The following is an 18807-nucleotide window of genomic DNA, read 5'->3' as shown; positions in this document are numbered from 1 at the left end:
AGTCGAATTGTACTGCTGATCAGAAGATAAACACACAAAATAACCACGAAGGGATTAGTTTATACTTACGTGGTCAAATTTTATCGAATTTTCCAACAAGCCCTATTTATAAAGCTGATTTTAGCTCACTTATTGGGAGATTTTATCTTTCAACCCAGCCGATGGGTGGAGGCAAAAGAAGCAAAAAAGTTCAAGGCCTACCAACTTTACTTGCACCTATTGGTACATGGTTTACTTATCCTACTAATCATGGCCGACTTGAGTTTTTGGCCATATGCATTAGGGATAGTGCTTGTTCATGGGCTTGTTGACCTGATTAAGCTATATGCACAAAAACCGGGTACCAAAAGGTATTGGTTTTTTATAGATCAATTGGCGCATGTGTTAACCATAGGAGTGGTGGTAGCTTGGATAGACCCAGGTTTTATTGAGCGATTGTACCCAATTTCGGAAAAACTTTGGTTGGTGCTTACCTTGCTCGTTTTCTTATCACTACCTGCCTCAATAATAATCAAGACGATCATTTCTAAATGGACGCCTGCCACAGATGATGAAATTGGTTCATTGGAAAAAGCTGGACAATACATTGGTATACTGGAACGATGGTTTGTTTTGATTTTTATAATCGCCGGAAAATGGGAAGCCATAGGGTTTTTGGTGGCAGCAAAGTCGGTATTTAGGTTTGGAGATTTAAAGGAGTCTAAGGACCGAAAACTGACAGAGTATATTCTGATCGGAACTTTGGTAAGTTTTGGTCTGGCAATATTGTGCGGATGGATCTATGACCAATATTAACCAAAGCTGGACTTTTATCCATTAGGTGGCCAATTCCTTTTGCATAACCAGTTGAAATTTGAATTTTGTTTGTGGTCTGAGTTGAGAGAGCATGGAGATGCCCTTGCTTGTTAGTTGTAAAACCCGAGGATATCCCCCTGTTACTTGGGCATCCTTCATTAAAATAATGATTTTTCCCGCTTGGGTCAATTGAACTGTACCGGGATATACCGGGCTTGAAATCAGCTCAGGAAGGGAATGTTTAATTTTTTCCACCAATTGAATTCCCATTCTGTTTTGGATGGGAGAAAGTGTTAAACTAGAGTCAGTCAGTGCATGTTGTTGAGCTTTGCTCAAAGAAGAAAAGGAAGGTCCCGGAAAGACCGGAATTTGAGGGGAGTTGGAAAATCCTCTTGGCTTAACCTTAGAAAAGTCTGTAGGAATAAAGTTGGAAGAACTAGAAAAAGTTAAAATATCATTGTCTCTAAATTTGGCCAAAGGGGTGATTTCCTGATAAAAACTTTGACTACCCATAATACATTCACTATCAAAATATCCATTAATGGCCAGATAAAGCCATTGACCTTGGCGAAAGGTAGCGATATTTACCTTTGAATAGGCAGAAATATTAATAATTTCATTGGTGCCATATACCTTTGAGTCAACTTTGATTTTAGCATAGGCTCCTGTGCATACAATTTGACAATTTTCGGTAAAGTAAAGCAAAACATTGCCCATATAAACCTCCAGACATGCTGCATCGGGATTTTTTCTTGCCAGTAAATTGGCCAAATGGAAGGAAGATTCATCCATAGGCCCTGAAGTTGGGATTCCTTTGTCCACAAACCCTAACCTCCCCTGATCCTGGATTGTAGTAAATAATCCGGCTTTTATAAAGACTATTTTACCCACGATACAATGCTTTTTCCCAATTATAATTACTTGCTTCCTGAATCTCTTTAAATTCTTTTGAAGAAATGGCTTCAAACTGAATTTTATCTCCGGGATTAAAAGGTAAATTTAATTTACCATTGCCAAAAATAGGAACGGGCATTTTACCCACAACATACCATCCTCCGGGGCTGTCAATGGGATAAATACCAGTCTGTTCCCCACCTATGGCCACGCTCCCTTTGGCGATATTTCTATCGGGTATATCTTTTCTGGGGATATGCAGGGTTTTTGGAAGGCCCCCCAAGTACATAAAGCCAGGTAAAAACCCATAAAAATACAATAGGTATTGCCGAGAGCTGTGTTGTGCGACTAATGTATTGGCATCCATGTTTTTTTTTTGAAGGTATTTACTGATGGAGGGGACTATTTCCTGCTCATAACATACAGGTACGGTCCAAACCCATCTTTGAGGCAAGTCCACTTTAGGTAAAGGCCCTTGGATCAACTCTTCCAACCAAGCCATAAAAACAGTACTATTGGCCACGTGTTTTAAGCGGATACTTAATATTTGATAACTATGGTAGATGGATGATATGATGATATGCCATTTTTTTTGAATCAAATTTTTTAGGGTAATCATTTCCATCAATAAGTCTTCGGCAATGGTTTCCGGCCAGTGGAGCTCTATGGTATCGCTTCCAAGATATAATATTTTAATGGGGTATTTCATCCTTATCGATTTAAAGTGGAAGTAGCAAGCAAAGGGCCTAATAATTGGGCTATTTCCAAAGCTTTAGGATGGTCTCCATGAATACATATCGTGTCTACAACTATGTCATGGCTCTGCTTATCAAAAGTGGGTACTTTACCTTTATAAACCATTGATAAAACCTGATGCCTTACCTCATCAAGGTTAGTCAAAATAGCATTAGAATTTTTCCGACTTAGCAATACGGAACTGGTCATATAAGCCCTGTCTGCAAAACCTTCATTTTTTAAGGGAACCTTTTGTTTCCTAGCCTCTTCAGCCATGCAAGAGCCATAAGGTGCATATAATTGAACCCCTTTGTAATTATGGGCTACAAATTTAGCAAGATAACCTGCCAATTCGGGAGATGTGAGACTTTTAAGGTATAAGGCCCCGTGAAATTTTATATGGTGCATGGTTTTGTTTTCAGTGGAGGCTAATTTTTTTACCAAATTGATTTGCTGAAAAAGGCTTTCTTCAAGTTGGGCAAAAGAGATATCCACGGGACTTCTTCCAAAGTTTTGTTGGTCAGGATAGGAGGGGTGGGCCCCAATTTTTACCTGATGTTTTTTAGCCAATTGAATGGTTTCAAGTATGGTATGTTCATCACCGGTATGCCCACCTGCAGCAATATTACAACTCCCTAAAAATGGCATAATGGCTTTGTCATTGGCCATTCCTTCTCCCAGATCACAGTTTAAATCAACATTTTCACGCATAGGTACAAGGATACAAGTTTTTTGTCACAAAAAAGATTATTTCAATAGAGGCTGTTATTGAGTTTTGGTTCAAATTATACTTTGATGTAACATTTTACGTTTTGTCTTCGTCTTGAAGTTAAAAATTAAGGTAAAAATTATGAAATATTCAATTGGCATATTGGCATTAATTCTAAGCATTTTCTTTTCCTCCTGTAGCCCTGTTCGGGTTTTCATGGAAAAGAATGAAGTGGCAAGTTTTGATACCTACGATACATTCTTTGTAATCAACCAATATTACGATAAAGATGCATTTGAATCACCTGTTTTGGAAGAAAATTTGAAACATAGACTTTCAGAAGGGATGAGGAATATGGGGTTTTCGGAAGACGAAACCAAACCGGATTTAATTGTAAGGTACAATACCAACCTTACAGATAGGCAAAAAGAGGTCAACAGAACACCCATGATGAGTCCATATTATGGAATGTACAGCCCATACATGATGCCTTACCCATATGGGGCGGGTAGAAGTACCTATAGCGTGGAGAAATATGATATGGGGGAATTGGTGGTAGACTTTATAGATACCAAGAAAGATAAAGTGGTCATGAGAATTAGTGCAGTAGGGGAAATAACCAAGCCCAAGCAGAAAACCAAAAACCTCTTTACCTCAGCAGAGAAAATCTTAAAAGAGTTTTCTAAATATGTTGAGAAGCAAATAGAAAATTAAACAAAAGGTAATAGGATTGCCTTTTGTTTAATTCTAAAGTTAAATCCTTTCCATAAACTGGAAACTTATAACAAATTAAAGGATCCAAAATTGAGTTGCCTTGGCAACTAGGTTATAGAGTTAATTTATAATTAGCTTTTAAGGTTTTGTATAGCAAATTAACAGGAAGTCCCATTACATTATAATAGGAACCTTTGATACTGTCGATGCCCACCATGCCTATCCATTCTTGAATACCATAAGCACCAGCCTTATCAAAGGGTTTAAATGTATGTACATAGTAGGCAATTTCCTCCTCGTTTAACTGCGAAAAAGTCACTTCTGTCTGGTCATAAAAAGTTGTTTTTTGTTTGGTATCCGCAATACAAACTCCTGTAACCACCAAATGAGACCTTCCATTGATTGCATGAATCATTTTTATTGCCTCTTCCTTATTTTGAGGTTTATTAAGAATGGATTGATTGGCAATAACAATGGTGTCAGCAGTAATAAGTACTTGATCAGGTTTTAAATGGGGAAGAAAAGTATTGGCTTTTTTCTCGGCAAGAAAGGATGCCACTTGTTTGGCTTCCATATCACTCGGGAAACTTTCATCTGTATGCATGGTCTTTACTTCAAATGAAAAGCCCAAGTCCTTAAGCAACTGTTGTCTTCTTGGGGAATTGGAAGAAAGGATGATGGTTTTGTCGATTATTTTCATAGATAGGGTAGCTTATATGCTCGAGAGCTACATTAAAAAGGGTATCAATTCTTTTAATGATCAGGTTAAATCAGAAAATTGAATGTTTGGAAAAAAGGGAACTATTAATTTTAGCCCCTTTGCTTTTGCAAATCTACGATTTAATAGCAAACTTAAACGCTCAATTAGGCGATAGATATTGGGTAAGGCTAAATACCGAATTCACCAAAAATCAACGTAATTTTGTTGAATCCACTTAAAAATCTTATTTTTGAGGGTTTTATTAGCCTATTGAATTAGTAATTTGTTGAACATCAAAGTAAATACACATTGGATATATTTGAAAAACTGAATACCAATCTTGGTCCGTTAGGAAAACATTCCGAGTTATCAGAAGGATATTTCATGTTCCCTAAATTGGAGGGTGAAATTGCTCCTAGAATGAAATTTAAGGGTAAAGAAGTTCTGAATTGGAGTTTGAACAACTATTTAGGATTAGGAAATGACCCGGAAGTAAGACAAGCAGATGCTGATGCTGCCACAAAGTGGGGAGCAGCGTACCCAATGGGAGCAAGGATGATGTCTGGAAATACTGACCTACATGAGCAGCTCGAGAGTGAATTGGCACAATTTGTGGGAAAAGAAAAAGCATATTTGCTCAACTACGGCTATCAAGGTATCATGAGTGTGATTGATTCATTGATCGATAGAAAAGATGTAATAGTTTACGATAGTGAATGTCATGCTTGTATTATAGATGCTTTGCGAATGCATATCGGTAAGCGATTTGTATATCCTCACAATGATATAGAAAGCTGTGAGAAACAGTTGAAAAGAGCAGAGAAACTTAGCAAAGAAACCGGTGGCGGTGTTTTGGTTATTACTGAGGGTGTATTTGGTATGACCGGAGATATGGGCAAGCTGAAAGAAATTGTGAAATTGAAAGATAAATTTCAGTTTCGCCTTTTGGTAGACGATGCACATGGTTTTGGAACAATGGGAAAAACCGGTGCCGGTACTTGTGAAGAACAAGGCGTACAGCAAGATGTTGATTTGTATTTTTCAACTTTTGCTAAGTCAATGGCAAGTATTGGCGCGTTTATTGCAGGTGATGCGAAAGTAATTCATTATTTGAAATACAATATGCGTTCTCAAATATTTGCCAAAGCGCTACCGCTTATCATGGTAGAAGGAGCTTTGAAGCGACTGGATTTAATTAGAAGTCGACCTGAATTTAAAAATAACCTTTGGAAGATCGTGAATGCGCTTCAGAATGGTTTGAAAGAAAAAGGGTTCAGTATCGGTACTACCAATTCACCAGTAACCCCGGTAGTATTGAACGGTACTGTAGGTGAAGCGGCTACATTAAGCAAAGATTTGCGTGAAAACTATAATATCTTTTGTTCCGTTGTGATTTATCCTGTTGTTCCAAAAGGAATGATTATATTGCGTTTAATCCCTACTGCGGTACATAGTATAGCAGATGTGGAAGAAACAATTGCTGCATTTGAGGCAATTAAAGAAAAATTAAGTAGTGGTTATTATAAAAATACAGAGTTGGCGACTTCTTTTGGTGAATAAATTTAGAAAAAAGGGCCAATACTGTAAATTAATAAACTATTTACCTATATTGAATAAAAAACAATTTCATCATTAACCTAAATAAACTTTTAATTATGAACAGATTTAATGAAATCAAAGATCTTATAATGTCTCTTGAAGCTGATTTTGACAAATTCTACGATAAGAAAAATCAAGCCGCAGGAACAAGGGTAAGAAAAGGCATGCAAGATTTAAAAAATATGGCTCAGGATATCAGGAAAGAAGTTCAGGATATCAAAAATTCTTGAGTTAAGTAACATAAAAAAAGGGGGACTTATTTAATAACAAGTCCCCCTTTTTTTGTATATATATTCTACTCTAGATGGGGAGAGTAAAATTGATTGGTATTGATACGGTCTGCTGCAGCGATAATTCTGCTTCTTAAATCATTGGAAGCCTTTTGTAATGGAAGCCTGACATGACTTTCACAAATGCCTAAATGTTCCATTAGACATTTTACACCAACTGGATTGCTTTCTTCATACATAAGTGGATTAATATCCAAAAGACTGAAAGACCCTTTTTTAGAATATTCACCATTTCCGTGGATAATGGCACCCATAATTTCAGGGTATGCATTGGCCATTACCGATATTACACCTTCCGCACCGATACTTCTCATAGGGGTGGTATTCATGTCATCTCCTGAGATCAATAGAAAATTATCCGGTTTAGCGTTGACAATACGCATGCATTGCTCTAAATTACCACTGGCTTCTTTAACCCCAATAATATTTTTATGTTGGGCCAACTTTAAAGTGGTTGCGGCACTTAGATTGGACATTGTTCTTCCCGGGACATTGTATAAAATGATGGGAACGGGACACTTATCCGCCAGGGCCTCATAATGGGCAATGATACCTGCTTGGCTGGGTTTATTATAGTAGGGGCTTACTGAAAGCACCGCCTCAACCTCAGAAAAATCAATGGTATCCATAGCCGCCAAAAGTGCAGCGGTATTGTTTCCTCCAAGACCATAGACAATAGGGACCCTAGAGCGATTGATTTTCTTTGTGAAGGCCAAAACCTCCATTTTTTCCTCCTCTGAAAGTGTAGCTGATTCTCCTGTGGTACCTTGTACCACCAAATAATCAACATTCCCCAGAATAACATGCTCAATAACTCTCTCCAAAGCAGGGTAATCAATAGCTCCATCTGCTTTAAAGGGAGTGACTAAGGCTACTCCGGTACCTGTAAACTTTTTCATTTTAATTGATCTGCTTTAAATATTTTATCAACAGTGCGGTTCCTGATTGAATATCTTTTTCTTTATTGTTCAACATCAAGTCCAAATAGGGCTTCGTTTCCTCATTATAAAACCCCATACTATAAGATGCCGATTGTAATTGTAGTAAAAATAAGGTAAAGTAATTCAGCTTTTCAGGGGTAAAAATAATCAAATCTGGTTTAAGGGAAAGCAATTGATTTAGTTTTTCTCTAGGTTTACCAAATAAAGTAAAATCTTTATAAGAAAAAGCCTGTTCATCTATTGATTTCTCATCATAATAATTTCCTATTACCCTTATGTTTTCATCCAAGTCGGAATGAATTACCTCAGTGATGGCCTCTATTTCATCCTTATTATTGGCTATTATGGATATGGTCTTTATATTCTCTGTATTCAATAAGATGGATTTTTGGGTAGGTTTCTTCTTTGGCTTTTCCAAAGTGCTTTTTAGGTAATGTTCCCTTATCCATTTCATCTGTTTTTATTTTATTTCTTTATTTGTTGTACACATTTTTATAAATGATTCCTCTGAAATTAACGGAATATTTAATTTCTCGGCCTTTTCTTTTTTACTGGGCCCCATGTCCTCGCCTTCAATTATAAAATCCAGGTTTTTGGAAACCGACTTGGAGTAGGTTCCGCCATGTGAAGCGATAAAATCAATGATTTCATCTCTTTTAAAATGAATTAAACGACCCGAAGCCAGTATTTTTTTACCTTCCAATATGGTGCTTTCAAGTTGGGTTTCTTCTGAAGAAAGTTGGAATTGTAAGCCTTTTTCTTTTAACTTCTTGATGATTGATTTATTTTTCTCCTTTGCGAAAAATAATTGAATACTAGTTACCAAAGTTTCTCCAACACCATTGATGGCTAGTAACTCCTCAGAACTTGCCTTCTCTAAATTATCAATATTTTGAAAATGTTTGGCCAATAATATCGCGGTATTTTCACCAATATTTCTAATACCCAAGCCAAATAAAACTTTTGGAAAAGGCTGTTTTATGGATTGAGCTATACCTTCCAACATGTTTTTTATGACCCCTTCTTGAAAGGAATTGCCCTTTAACTTATTGATGGCATCGACATGCTTTTCAAACAGGCCTATTTGGTCGTGAATGACGATTTCATGGACACTGCTCTTATTTTTTGTAAGCACTTTTAGTTCTTCGATGCTGTCTTCTTTCCCAATCAATATTGCCAATACATAGGCCACTGGTACAAAATCCTCAACAAGGTCAAAATGGCCCTGATCTATTAGAACAGAAAGCTTATCTATAGCTTGTCCGTTTTGCTTGCTTTTTTTTCCGCGATGCGTGATAAACGCCTTGAAATCATTGACTTTTTGATTGAGGCTCAATTGCTCATTCTCTGCGATAAACTCATCAATTTCCTTTAGGGTTAACTGTTGGGTCAAGGCATACAAACCTTTTTTCAGACTTACATATAAATACCCTTCGCTATTTTTTGAATATTGTTCATCGGTGATTTCTAGACCAAGGAGTGCCTCTCTTTTTTCAGGCAAGAAATATAGATCAGCGAGGTCTTGTACATACTCTTGCTGTATCAGTGCTCGAAGCCTTTCTGTTCCTAAGGAGTCAATGTCCATGGCTCGCTTGGAAACAAAGTGTTCTATTCTTCCCAATACCTGAGGAGGGCATGCTTCGTCATTAGGACAGAAATGCTTGGCTTCTCCCTCATTCCTTTCTAAGGTAGTGCCACATTCCGGACACTCCCTAATGTATTCGATAGGTTGACTTCCTTCTATCCTTCGTGCTTTTACAACGCCGGTGATTTTAGGAATTATTTCTCCCCCTTTTTCCACATGTACAGTGTCTCCTTCATGTAAATCCAACCTTTCGATTTCATTGGCATTGTGTAAGGAAGCTCTTTTGACCGTAGTTCCGGCCAATTGGACCGGGGAAAGGTTGGCAACAGGTGTGATAGCACCTGTTCTTCCGACTTGATATTGAATTGAAAGGAGGGTGGCTTCTGCACTTTCTGCTTGGTATTTATAAGCAATGGCCCATTTAGGTACCTTCGCTGTAAAACCCAATTCTTCTTGCTGTCGATAATCATTTACCTTTATTACAACACCATCTGTTTCAACAGACAAATCATGCCGTTTCTCTCTCCATTTCTCAATATATTCAAAAACCTCTTCAAGGTTTTGACAGTTTTTATAGGTGGGAGAGACATGAAAACCCCATTCTTCAAGTTGTTGAATTGACCCTCCATGTTGCGCTATATCAACATCGTCTGCTATCAATTGATACAGGTAGCAATCTAGCCTTCGTTTTGCAACCACAGCTGAGTCTTGCATTTTTAAGGTGCCGGAGGCGGTGTTTCTTGGATTGGCCAGTAAACTTTCACCGTTTTTTAATCTTTCTGCATTAATCTTCTCAAAACCTTTCTTGGATAAGAATATTTCTCCTCGGGCTTCAAACTTCTCAGGTAAGTTTTCTCTGTCTTGAATATACAAGGGTATGCTACGGATGGTTTTGACATTCTCTGTTACTACATCCCCCTTATAGCCATCTCCTCTGGTGACAGCCCTTACTAATTCACCCTTTTCATATACCAAACTTATGGCTACCCCATCGAATTTCAGTTCACAAAAATAATTGTAATTTCTATGTTCCAGCCCCTTGAATACCCTCTCGTCAAAAGCTACCAATTCTTCCTTGGAATAAGTATTGCCGAGAGAAAGCATTTTAACAGCGTGTTCTGCCGTTTCAAAATTTTTGGTGATTGTGCCACCGACACGTTGGCTGGGACTGTCCGCTTTTTTTAATTCGGGATAATCAGTTTCTAGCTCAATAAGCTTATTCAGTAATTTATCAAATTCAAAATCACTAATTTCGGAATTGTCTTCCTGATAATAAAGGTGATTGTAATGGTTGATCTCCTTGGTCAACGCATCAATTTGTTTCTCTGCCTCTTGTATACTTACTTTTTTCATTTAAAAAATGATCACAATTCCTACCTTCAAATGTACTGTTTTTGATTATAAAATGATGCCTATGACCATAAATAAAAGATGGAATTTGTACGGGATGGCTTCTTTAAAGCGATCAATTCCTACTCTTCATCAAATGCCTTTTTGATTTCTTCGGCAGTCATCTTTAATTTTTGTTTGCAAACTTTAACCAAATCACTGGCCTCCTTAACCATCTTTGTTAAGTCATCCATGCTCTGCTCACCATCCTCAAGCTGATTGACCAAATTTTCTAACCTTGAAATGGCCTCATCATAGCTTAAGTTATCCTTCTTATTTTTCATTTTTTTCTAATTTATTAATAACAGAAGTTATTTTTGTCAATTTTGTAAAAGTAACCAACTCATCACCTTTTGCTAAGTCTTGCCCATGGATAGGAAGCCCATTTTTCTCGGTTTTAGTGTATCCTCTTAGTAAAAGGGTTTCCGGATTAAGTCGGTCAATGGTTTTCCCTATTTGCTCAATCCGTTCTTCGGATTTATTTAACTTCCTATCTACTATTTTATGTAAGTTCTGTGCCAGATGATCGTTCTTAATCTGCTCTTTGTCTATTTTATATAAGGCACTTCTTTTTGCTTGCTGGGCGTATCTATCCAATAATAAATTATTTTTGTTTAATTTATTTTGAAATATATTAAACAGAATATGTGTTTTATCTGCCAACCCTGATTCTTCAGCTTTTAGTCTGGCCAGCACATTTCTTTCTATACCTACTAGGTTTCTGTGCAAGCGGTCCTCGAATTCTCTAAAACCGGATAATATAAAACTAGCTACAGCGGTAGGTGTTTTTAACTTGGTATGGGCTACAAGGTCAGCAATGGATTCATCTCTTTCATGCCCTATCCCTGTAATGATGGGTAAACTTGAATTGGCTATGGTTTTGGCAAGTTCATAATCATCAAAACAGTCCAGATCTGTTTGAGCACCTCCACCTCTAATAATGACCAAGAGGTCAAATTTTTTATCGATCAGTGCCGCTTCAATTTGATGAATGGCTGCAATAATTTCAGGAACCGCATCTTTGCCTTGCATGGCAGCTTGAAATAAGCGGTAATGAACTTTATATTCTTGGGAATTTTGATCCAACTGGTTGATAAAATCCCCATAGCCTGCAGCCGTTACAGAACTTATTATGGCAATTTTTTGACTGACCACAGGCAAGGCATATTGCTTGTTGAGGTCCATAAGGCCTTCATTGGTGAGCCGGCCAATGATTTCTTGCCTTTTTCTGGCCCTTTCGCCCAAGGTGAAGTTGGGATCCACGTCTTTGATTACCAAGCTAATTCCATACAATTCGTGGAATTGAACAGTCACCAAGGCCATGATGTTCATTCCCCCTTGAAGTGAAGTCCCGGTAACACTTTCAAATTTCCTAGAAATAGATTGGTAGGTATAGGACCATATATTGCCCCGGATTTTAGCCAATATATTTCCATCGACTTTTTCTATCAAATCCAAGTAGGCATGACCTCTTACTCCGGCCCTTAATTCTCCTATTTCTGCTATTACCCAATAGGTAGGAGACAGGTTACTGTCTAATGTTCTTTTGATCAGCTCGTTTAGGGAAAGAAGTGATATAGCTTGCTGCTGCATGCTACAAATAAACGAAAAATATGCTTAAAAGATGGACAATTTTACTTTGATGGTAGACAATATTATATCCTTTATCAGGAATTTTTCCAAAAGATTTACAATGAAATGTTTTAAGTTTTTGATGAAAAAGTTAAAGCAATAAACTTTAAAAATTCGAAAAACTGTAACACTAACAGTCCAATACAAAATTGTATTTTTTGTCTTTTTGCACTACTTAAATCAAAAATCAACTATTTACCCATTGGCATGCTCTTTTTCAAAGTTTGCCTAATTATTGTTGTTTTCCGGTTTGGATTCTCGTTGTTTGCGATGCATTCTATAAATATGCCTTGTAAAATCTCGGTTGATTTCATCGAGTTTTAAGGCATGAATAGGGCTTAGGCTTGAGGCAATTTCCTTTGTGAAATTTTTCTCTGCAAGCAATAAGTTTTCTTGAAGCTTAAACCTTTTTTCTATCAATTCCTCTGCTTGTTCATTGGTTATTTCTTCTTCACCTTTCCTTGAGATTTGACGCATTTCTCGCATCGCTGCATTTCTTTTTTCCTGGAACTCATTGTACAAAGGCCAAAATTTTGCAGCTTGATCTGGGCTTAATGAAAGCCGGTTGGTTATGAAGGCCACTCTCGCCGCTTCTAATTTTTCTTTGTCCACTTGATTGTTTCTTTGGCCATAGCCAACAAAAGATAAACTTGTTAATAAGAAGACAATTAATAGCTTTTTCATATCAATAAAATATTTCATTCTCTAATAAACCTTCATCCACCCAAGTCTGATTGCTCCACTCTTCTTCTGTAATATTATCAAGCAACTCGTTTGGATTGTCGGCTAACGAAAGCACATCTTCCACATTCCATACCCCGGACTCGATATAATATTCTACTTCTTCATTTAGGTCTACCTGGTAATTATTAGAAGTAGTTATCGTCTCATTTCCTTGAAACATGAAAAAACCAATGACAACAACCGCTGCAGCCGCCATACCACTTAGGTAATAGTGCAAGGCCTTGGGTTTCTTTTTTTCAAGGATTTGATCCGGAAGTTGCTCAAAGTAATTTTCCGGAACCTTGAATATGTTTCTTTTAGAGAAATTTTCCATACGATTGTTAGACAATTTGTTTAGCCAATGGTTTAATCATTGCTTAGATATTCTTCAATCTTTTTGACAGCATGGTGGTATCCCGCCTTTAGACTTCCTACACTGGTTTCAGTGATTTTACTCATTTCTTCATAAGGCAATTCATCAAAATACCTTAGGTTAAATATCAAACGTTGCTTGGTAGGTAATTTTAGAATGGCTTTCTGAAGTTTTTTCTCTATCTCATTCCCATCTACCAGTGGGGATTGATCCACGTAGTTCTCCATCTTTTCATGGTATTCCTCTATGGGTGTAGACATCTTCCTTTTTTTCTTTTCAATAAAGTTCAGACTTTCATTTACGGCAATCCTATAAATCCAGGTAAATAAAGTGGATTGTTGGTTGAATTTGTCAATGTTTTTAAAGGCCTTGATAAAAGTGTTCTGAACCACATCATTGGCATCATCATGAATAATAACCATTTTTCTTACGATTCCATAAACATTTCTTTGATAAGTTTCCACCAAAATACGAAAACCTTTTTCACGGGTTTTAGGGGAATTAATCAATTCTAGAAGTGCTGCATCGTTTTTTGGCTCCATTCATTCTTTAGACTATAATTTAATCAAATGGTTTAATCTGCTTACAATCTTTTTGATTTTTTTTCATTGTGCCTAAGCTTGAATTTTTACAGGCTTTAGGCTGAATGATATTTTTTTCTATCAATCACCCAATGCATGGCGAACCTAAAACTTGCTGTTTCATGTCCTTTGAGGATACCATAAATGGCTAAATATTAAGGGTGTTTCCTCTCAAAAAGTCGCCTATTTCCATCTTTCTCTTCCCTTCCAATTGTAATTCGAGTATAGACAAGGCACCTTCTCCAGTTTGGAAGTGAACATAACTTTTATGGTCTGTTTTGATGGTGCCTGGTTGGGCATTGGGACTGCTGTCGGCCACTACTTCGGCCTTAAATATTTTACAGCTTTTGTTGTTAATTTCACACCATGCAGCAGGGTAGGGCGAGAGACCACGGATAAGATTGTTTATGGAAACGGCAGATTTATTCCAGTCTATTTTCCCTGTTTCTTTATAAATCTTTGGCGCATGGTTGAGTGCCTTCCTCTCATCCTGATCCTGAGGGGTAATTTCTCCTTTGGAAATAGCATCAATGGTTTTGACCACTAGCTTTGACCCTTCAAGCATTAGTTTTTCATACAGATCTCCCAAATTGTCTTCTGGCAGAATAGAAACTTCTTTCTGAAATAATATGCTACCGGTATCAATCTCATGTTTAAGGAAAAAGGTAGTCACCCCGGTCTTGGTCTCTCCATTGATAATGGCCCAATTGATGGGAGCAGCTCCTCTGTAATCGGGTAGAAGTGAAGCGTGTAAATTGAATGTACCCAAGGGAGGCATGGACCATACCACCTCTGGAAGCATTCTAAATGCAACCACTATTTGCAAATCAGCTTTATAGGATTTTAATGTCTCAATAAAATCAGGATGTTTTAAATTTGCCGGTTGAAGAACCGAGATCCCATGTTTGGCAGCACATTCTTTAACTGCTGAACTTTTTGGCTTTCGGCCTCTTCCTTGTAATTTGTCCTGGGCGGTGATCACAGCCACTATATTCCAATTGTCTTGAATCAATGCTTCCAATGGAGCTACCGCAAATTCAGGCGTGCCCATGAAAATGATTTTCATGTCTTTCTTTTCCATATGCTTATTTATAGATCAGGTAAAGCTTTCTTTTTGTTTTATAGGCATCGAGTTCCTTTTGCCAGGAAGACCTGATACTCTCCTCCGATTCTCCGGCAATTATGGATTTTCTTAACCGGTCTGAACCTGCTAGTTTGTCAAAAAAGGCATTGAAGAATGAGGCTCCTTTATCTGCAATTCGGTATGCATCCAATAAATATGAAAGGGTAAATTGGTGGGAAAGGGGTTCATCTCTTAAATCTTTGCCATAGCATAGCTTGTCTTGCTGTGGTGGATATTTTGACATGCCATCAATGCTTACAGGCGTAAAGGTGAAATCACCAAATTTAGGGTCCGGATATCCATAAACCTGAAAGGGAAACATTGTTCCTCTACCCAAGCTTATATCTGTTCCTTCAAAAAAGCACAGGGAAGGGTACAGCCTAATGGCAAGGTCATTTGGTAAATTTGGGGAAGGTTTAACAGGTAAGGAATAATGATCTTTGTGTTCCCAATTGGCAACAGGTATGACCTCAATTGGTGCTTTTACTGCCCCTTTTAACCATCCCTCTCCGTTAATCATTTGAGCCAATTCTCCGACTGTTAGCCCATGAACAATTGGAATTAGGTGCATACCTACAAAGCTTTCGTAGCCCTTTTCCAGAACTGGACCATCCACATAGTCTCCATTGGGGTTGGGGCGATCAAAAATCATCAGTTTTTTATCCTGCTCTGCACAGGCCTCCATTAAATAATGTAAGGTACTGATGAAAGTATAAAAGCGAATGCCTACATCTTGAATATCAAAAATAACGATGTCCACATCTGCTAAAGCCTCTTCTGAAGGTTTTTTTGAACTTCCATATAAGGAAACAAGCGGAATGCCGGTTTCCGAATCAATAGAATTGTCAACTTTTTCACCTGCATCAGCTTTTCCTCTGAAACCATGTTCAGGAACAAAAACCTTTTTTATCTCGATTCCTTGTCCAAGCAGGAAATCTACAAGGTGCATATTGCCTTTTGAGGGTAAAATACTAGTCTGATTGACTGCGAGAGCTACTTTTTTACCTCTTAGCTTTGGCAAATATACCTCCGGACGATCGGCACCGGGAAGAATTTCCGCTTTTTCTTCCTCTGATGGAGCTAAAATTTTTATTGAAGAGCTGTCATTGTCCGGCTTACTCTTACAAAAAGTCATATTGCCAAACAAAAAAGCGAGGATAAGTATTAATTTAGTCTGCTTCATGTTAATTTGCGTTTCAGTTAACAAAATAAACGACTTCATTGAACCTTTCCTACTTCATTGCAAAAAGAATCAGTTTTAAAAAGACGGGAGGTTTCACCGGAACCATCCACAGAATCGCTGTAGCCAGTATTGCGCTTGGCTTGTCTATTATGATTATTTCCTTTTTAATTTTGGGAGGATTTCAATCAGTGATTTCCAATAAAGTATTTTCCTTTACCGGTCATTTTCAAGTCAACCGCTTTGTGATGAGCCAGTCCTTAGAGGATTCGCCCACAAGTACTACAAGTGACTTTTATACGAATTATAAGGAAAGTGATTATATCCGTCATGTGCAGGTTTTTGCCAATAAACCGGCCCTTATCAAAGGTGAAGAGGAAGTGGAAGGTATCATGATGAAAGGGGTAGGTAGGGATTTTGATAGCTTGGCCTTCAAACCATCTATAGTCAAAGGACGGTTTATCCAATTTCCGGAAAATGGGCGGTCCTCAAATGAAATTGTGGTCAGTACCAAAATTGCGAGGAAAATGCTTTTGGATATTGGAAGTAAGGTCACCATGTATTTTGTTCAGGATCCCCCCAGGTTTAGAAGGTTAGAAGTAGTGGGATTATATGAGACTTTTCTGGAAGATTTTGACGACAAGTTTGTACTAGGAGATGTACGTGTAATTCAGGTGCTCAATGATTGGGATGAAGATAAAGTAGGAGGATTTGAGGTCTTTATTAATGATCCGGAAAATATTGATGCTTATGAGGATGAATTGTATGAAAGCATTGATTATGACCTTAGATTAACCAAGGTTACAGACAGGTTTATACAGATTTTCGATTGGTTGGAATTACTGAATAACAATGTTTACGTTTTTTTAGCCTTGATACTGTTTGTTGCTTCCTTTAATATGGTGTCCATCCTCTTTATCTTGATCATGGAACGAACCTCCATGATAGGCTTACTTAAAGCCATGGGTAGCAGTAATCGCCAAATCAGAAATATTTTCATATGGAACGGCATACGGATAATTGGTAGGGGAATGTTGTTGGGCAACTTGATTGGGCTAGGTTTTGGTTTGTTGCAGCAAACAACCCATCTTTTCAAACTCAATGCAGAAAATTATTACATGAGTTATGTTCCTATAGTTTGGGACTGGCCGATAATCCTTGGCTTAAATTTGTTGATTTTGATAATTACTACCCTTGTACTGTTTATTCCGGCCATAATTATTAGTAATGTAAACCCTATCAAATCGATTAAATTTGATTAACCGGCTTAGGTTTCACAAAAATGCTTTTTACTTTCATGTAGATTACGCCTAAAATGGCCTCTCTAAAGATATGTTTAGACATTTTGGATGTGCCTCTGGTGCGGTCTGTGAAAATTATTGGCACTTCCAAAATTTTAAAACCCATCTTCCAGGTAGTAAATTTCATTTCTATTTGGAAAGCGTAACCTATGAATTTCACCTTGTCCAGTTGAATGGCTTCCAAAACTTTTCTATGGTAACAAACAAATCCTGCTGTGGTGTCTTTGATGGGGATTCCTGTGATTAACTGTACATATTTGCTGGCAAAAAAGGACATTAATACCCTGCCCATGGGCCAGTTGACCACATTTACACCGGAAACATACCTGGAACCTATTACCATGTCGTGGTTGCCGGTGACAGCGGCCGTATACAACACACTAAGATCCTGTGGATTGTGCGAAAAATCAGCGTCCATTTCAAAAATATACTCATAACCTTCTTTTAAGGCATAAGCAAAACCTTCCAGGTAGGCAGTTCCCAATCCTAACTTTCCTTTTCTTACGATCAGAGAAAGCCGTTGAGGATAGGTCTCCTGCATTTGTTTTACCAATTCACCTGTGCCGTCCGGAGAGTTGTCATCGATCACCAACAAGTCGAAACTTTCAGGCAATGCCATGACCTCGACAATCATGTCTTGTATATTCTCCTTTTCGTTGAATGTAGGTATTATGACTAGTTTACTGCTTTTCATATTTGAGAATACAAAAGTAGAATTTAATACGGAATATTCTCCGGCTAGTCAAAAAATTTGAACTACAATTATTGTTAAAGAAAGTGAAAATAAGCCATTATAAATTTGCTATTGTGGGTATATTGAAAGGCACTATCTTGCTTAACAATAAAGCCAACTCAATTTAAATTGTCTTTATAAACGACTAAATCGTCATAGCTAACCCTCCCTGGGGCTTATTGAGCTAGAAAATGGTGAAGCAGACTCATCTTCTAGGAGGTTCCCACGACTTCCTCTACTCAAATTTCTCACTAAGCCTACCGATAATAGGTTTTAGTCAAGAGTAAGGAACCAATGGCATTAGCGAAAAGCCTGTTTCACTATTGAGCTTACTAAAGGCCAATGTCCTAAAAAGTGATGGACTCTTATTAGATTAAAGGTTTATTGGAATTGACTAATTAAAGAAGTTTTACTGAGGTTGTTCGTTTAACGAGCAGTTTGAATAACATAAGATTGAATTTCATTAATTTGTGTACTAGCAGCTGAGGTAAACCGATAGACATAACAAAAAGCATACATCGAATTTCCCATTTTAATTTCACCATTGACTGAGGCTTCCTTTCCGTGTGTGATGATGGAATGAATGATTAATTCATCTGCAATATTATGTTTCATGGAGTGGATTTCCTTATTAAAGTTTTGCTTGCCATTGATAGATTTGTCTCCATGGATTTTCCACACTATGTCTTCACCGACATGTGAACAAATAAAAGTTGCGTCTCCGTTTGCAAAAGATTCATTGAAAGTTTTAAGAAACTTCTTTTTCGGGGAGTTCCCACAATCCGGGGCGTTGGTCAATTTTGTCATTAT

General features: G+C 37.6%; 21 protein-coding genes. 5 read left to right on the top strand and 16 right to left on the bottom strand.

The features are described from left to right. Nucleotides 1-69 precede the first annotated feature (69 nt). Nucleotides 70-795, top strand: a complete 726-nt coding sequence (locus tag ACYVHJ_RS08380) for a DUF3307 domain-containing protein (protein WP_460514028.1) — start codon at nt 70-72, stop codon at nt 793-795. 21 nt (nt 796-816) lie between these two features. On the opposite strand, the gene ACYVHJ_RS08375 is transcribed toward ACYVHJ_RS08380, so the two are convergent. From ACYVHJ_RS08375 to ACYVHJ_RS08365, 3 genes are read right to left on the bottom strand one after another with little or no spacing between them, the layout of a single operon-like run. Next, on the bottom strand, nt 817-1686 hold the full coding sequence (locus ACYVHJ_RS08375) for a 5-oxoprolinase subunit C family protein (protein WP_460514026.1): 870 nt from the start codon (nt 1684-1686) through the stop codon (nt 817-819). Beyond that, the gene (locus ACYVHJ_RS08370) at nt 1679-2398 is read right to left on the bottom strand and encodes a 5-oxoprolinase subunit B family protein (RefSeq protein ID WP_460514024.1); all 720 of its coding nucleotides are present in this window, start codon (nt 2396-2398) and stop codon (nt 1679-1681) included. The genes ACYVHJ_RS08375 and ACYVHJ_RS08370 overlap by 8 nt, the downstream gene beginning before the upstream one ends. Before the next feature lie 2 nt (nt 2399-2400). Further along, a complete protein-coding gene (locus ACYVHJ_RS08365) occupies nt 2401-3135 on the bottom strand; it encodes a LamB/YcsF family protein (RefSeq protein ID WP_460514022.1) in 735 nt (244 codons plus the stop codon). Nucleotides 3136-3274: 139 nt separating this feature from the next. On the opposite strand from ACYVHJ_RS08365, the gene ACYVHJ_RS08360 reads away from it, so the two are divergent. Then, on the top strand, nt 3275-3847 hold the full coding sequence (locus ACYVHJ_RS08360; RefSeq protein ID WP_339900820.1) for a DUF4136 domain-containing protein: 573 nt from the start codon (nt 3275-3277) through the stop codon (nt 3845-3847). 112 nt (nt 3848-3959) lie between these two features. On the opposite strand, the gene ACYVHJ_RS08355 is transcribed toward ACYVHJ_RS08360, so the two are convergent. After that, nucleotides 3960-4547 carry a Maf family protein gene (locus ACYVHJ_RS08355; protein ID WP_460514019.1) on the bottom strand — a complete coding sequence of 196 codons (588 nt, stop codon included), beginning with the start codon at nt 4545-4547 and terminating at the stop codon, nt 3960-3962. A gap of 309 nt (nt 4548-4856) precedes the next feature. Here ACYVHJ_RS08355 and ACYVHJ_RS08350 point away from each other — a divergent pair, with 309 nt between their 5' ends. Further along, a complete protein-coding gene (locus ACYVHJ_RS08350) occupies nt 4857-6107 on the top strand; it encodes an aminotransferase class I/II-fold pyridoxal phosphate-dependent enzyme (protein ID WP_460514017.1) in 1251 nt (416 codons plus the stop codon). A 95-nt stretch (nt 6108-6202) separates the two neighbouring features. Continuing rightward, nucleotides 6203-6376 (top strand): histone H1, encoded by a 174-nt coding sequence (locus tag ACYVHJ_RS08345; RefSeq protein ID WP_014022346.1) that lies wholly within the window; start codon nt 6203-6205, stop codon nt 6374-6376. 65 nt (nt 6377-6441) lie between these two features. Here ACYVHJ_RS08345 and dapA read toward each other — a convergent pair whose 3' ends face one another. The 10 genes from dapA to ACYVHJ_RS08295 form a co-directional block, all read right to left on the bottom strand. Further along, nucleotides 6442-7335, bottom strand: a complete 894-nt coding sequence (gene dapA, locus ACYVHJ_RS08340) for a 4-hydroxy-tetrahydrodipicolinate synthase family protein (RefSeq protein ID WP_460514015.1) — start codon at nt 7333-7335, stop codon at nt 6442-6444. Between the two features lies 1 nt (nt 7336). Beyond that, nucleotides 7337-7831, bottom strand: a complete 495-nt coding sequence (locus ACYVHJ_RS08335; RefSeq protein WP_460514013.1) for a DUF6913 domain-containing protein — start codon at nt 7829-7831, stop codon at nt 7337-7339. 6 nt (nt 7832-7837) lie between these two features. Continuing rightward, nucleotides 7838-10315, bottom strand: coding sequence for an NAD-dependent DNA ligase LigA (ligA, locus tag ACYVHJ_RS08330; RefSeq protein WP_460514011.1), 2478 nt, complete (start codon nt 10313-10315; stop codon nt 7838-7840). A 119-nt stretch (nt 10316-10434) separates the two neighbouring features. Next, on the bottom strand, nt 10435-10635 hold the full coding sequence (gene xseB / locus ACYVHJ_RS08325) for an exodeoxyribonuclease VII small subunit (RefSeq protein WP_460514009.1): 201 nt from the start codon (nt 10633-10635) through the stop codon (nt 10435-10437). Continuing rightward, nucleotides 10625-11944, bottom strand: a complete 1320-nt coding sequence (gene xseA, locus ACYVHJ_RS08320) for an exodeoxyribonuclease VII large subunit (RefSeq protein ID WP_339900808.1) — start codon at nt 11942-11944, stop codon at nt 10625-10627. Before xseA ends, xseB begins: the two co-directional genes overlap by 11 nt. 267 nt (nt 11945-12211) lie before the next feature. Beyond that, nucleotides 12212-12667, bottom strand: a complete 456-nt coding sequence (locus ACYVHJ_RS08315) for a Spy/CpxP family protein refolding chaperone (RefSeq protein ID WP_460514005.1) — start codon at nt 12665-12667, stop codon at nt 12212-12214. A gap of 1 nt (nt 12668) precedes the next feature. Beyond that, nucleotides 12669-13040: a hypothetical protein gene (locus ACYVHJ_RS08310; RefSeq protein ID WP_460514003.1), complete on the bottom strand. Its 372-nt coding sequence runs from the start codon at nt 13038-13040 to the stop codon at nt 12669-12671. A gap of 32 nt (nt 13041-13072) precedes the next feature. Then, a complete protein-coding gene (locus tag ACYVHJ_RS08305) occupies nt 13073-13621 on the bottom strand; it encodes an RNA polymerase sigma factor (RefSeq protein ID WP_339900804.1) in 549 nt (182 codons plus the stop codon). Between the two features lie 187 nt (nt 13622-13808). Continuing rightward, a complete protein-coding gene (fmt, locus tag ACYVHJ_RS08300) occupies nt 13809-14741 on the bottom strand; it encodes a methionyl-tRNA formyltransferase (protein ID WP_460514001.1) in 933 nt (310 codons plus the stop codon). Between the two features lie 4 nt (nt 14742-14745). Beyond that, complete coding sequence (locus ACYVHJ_RS08295; protein ID WP_460513999.1) at nt 14746-15966, bottom strand: exo-beta-N-acetylmuramidase NamZ family protein; 1221 nt, start codon at nt 15964-15966, stop codon at nt 14746-14748. A 38-nt stretch (nt 15967-16004) separates the two neighbouring features. Between ACYVHJ_RS08295 and ACYVHJ_RS08290 the strand changes: the two genes are divergently transcribed. Next, nucleotides 16005-17225 carry an ABC transporter permease gene (locus ACYVHJ_RS08290; protein ID WP_339900800.1) on the top strand — a complete coding sequence of 407 codons (1221 nt, stop codon included), beginning with the start codon at nt 16005-16007 and terminating at the stop codon, nt 17223-17225. On the opposite strand, the gene ACYVHJ_RS08285 is transcribed toward ACYVHJ_RS08290, so the two are convergent. Then, nucleotides 17212-17958, bottom strand: coding sequence for a polyprenol monophosphomannose synthase (locus tag ACYVHJ_RS08285; protein WP_339900798.1), 747 nt, complete (start codon nt 17956-17958; stop codon nt 17212-17214). The genes ACYVHJ_RS08290 and ACYVHJ_RS08285 overlap by 14 nt on opposite strands. A gap of 465 nt (nt 17959-18423) precedes the next feature. Beyond that, a complete protein-coding gene (locus ACYVHJ_RS08280) occupies nt 18424-18804 on the bottom strand; it encodes a nuclear transport factor 2-like protein (RefSeq protein ID WP_460513996.1) in 381 nt (126 codons plus the stop codon). Nucleotides 18805-18807: the final 3 nt, after the last annotated feature.

It is taken from the genome of Cyclobacterium sediminis (assembly GCF_054781075.1).
Note: the sequence above shows the minus strand (reverse complement) of the source record. Positions and strands in the feature narration are given on the sequence as shown.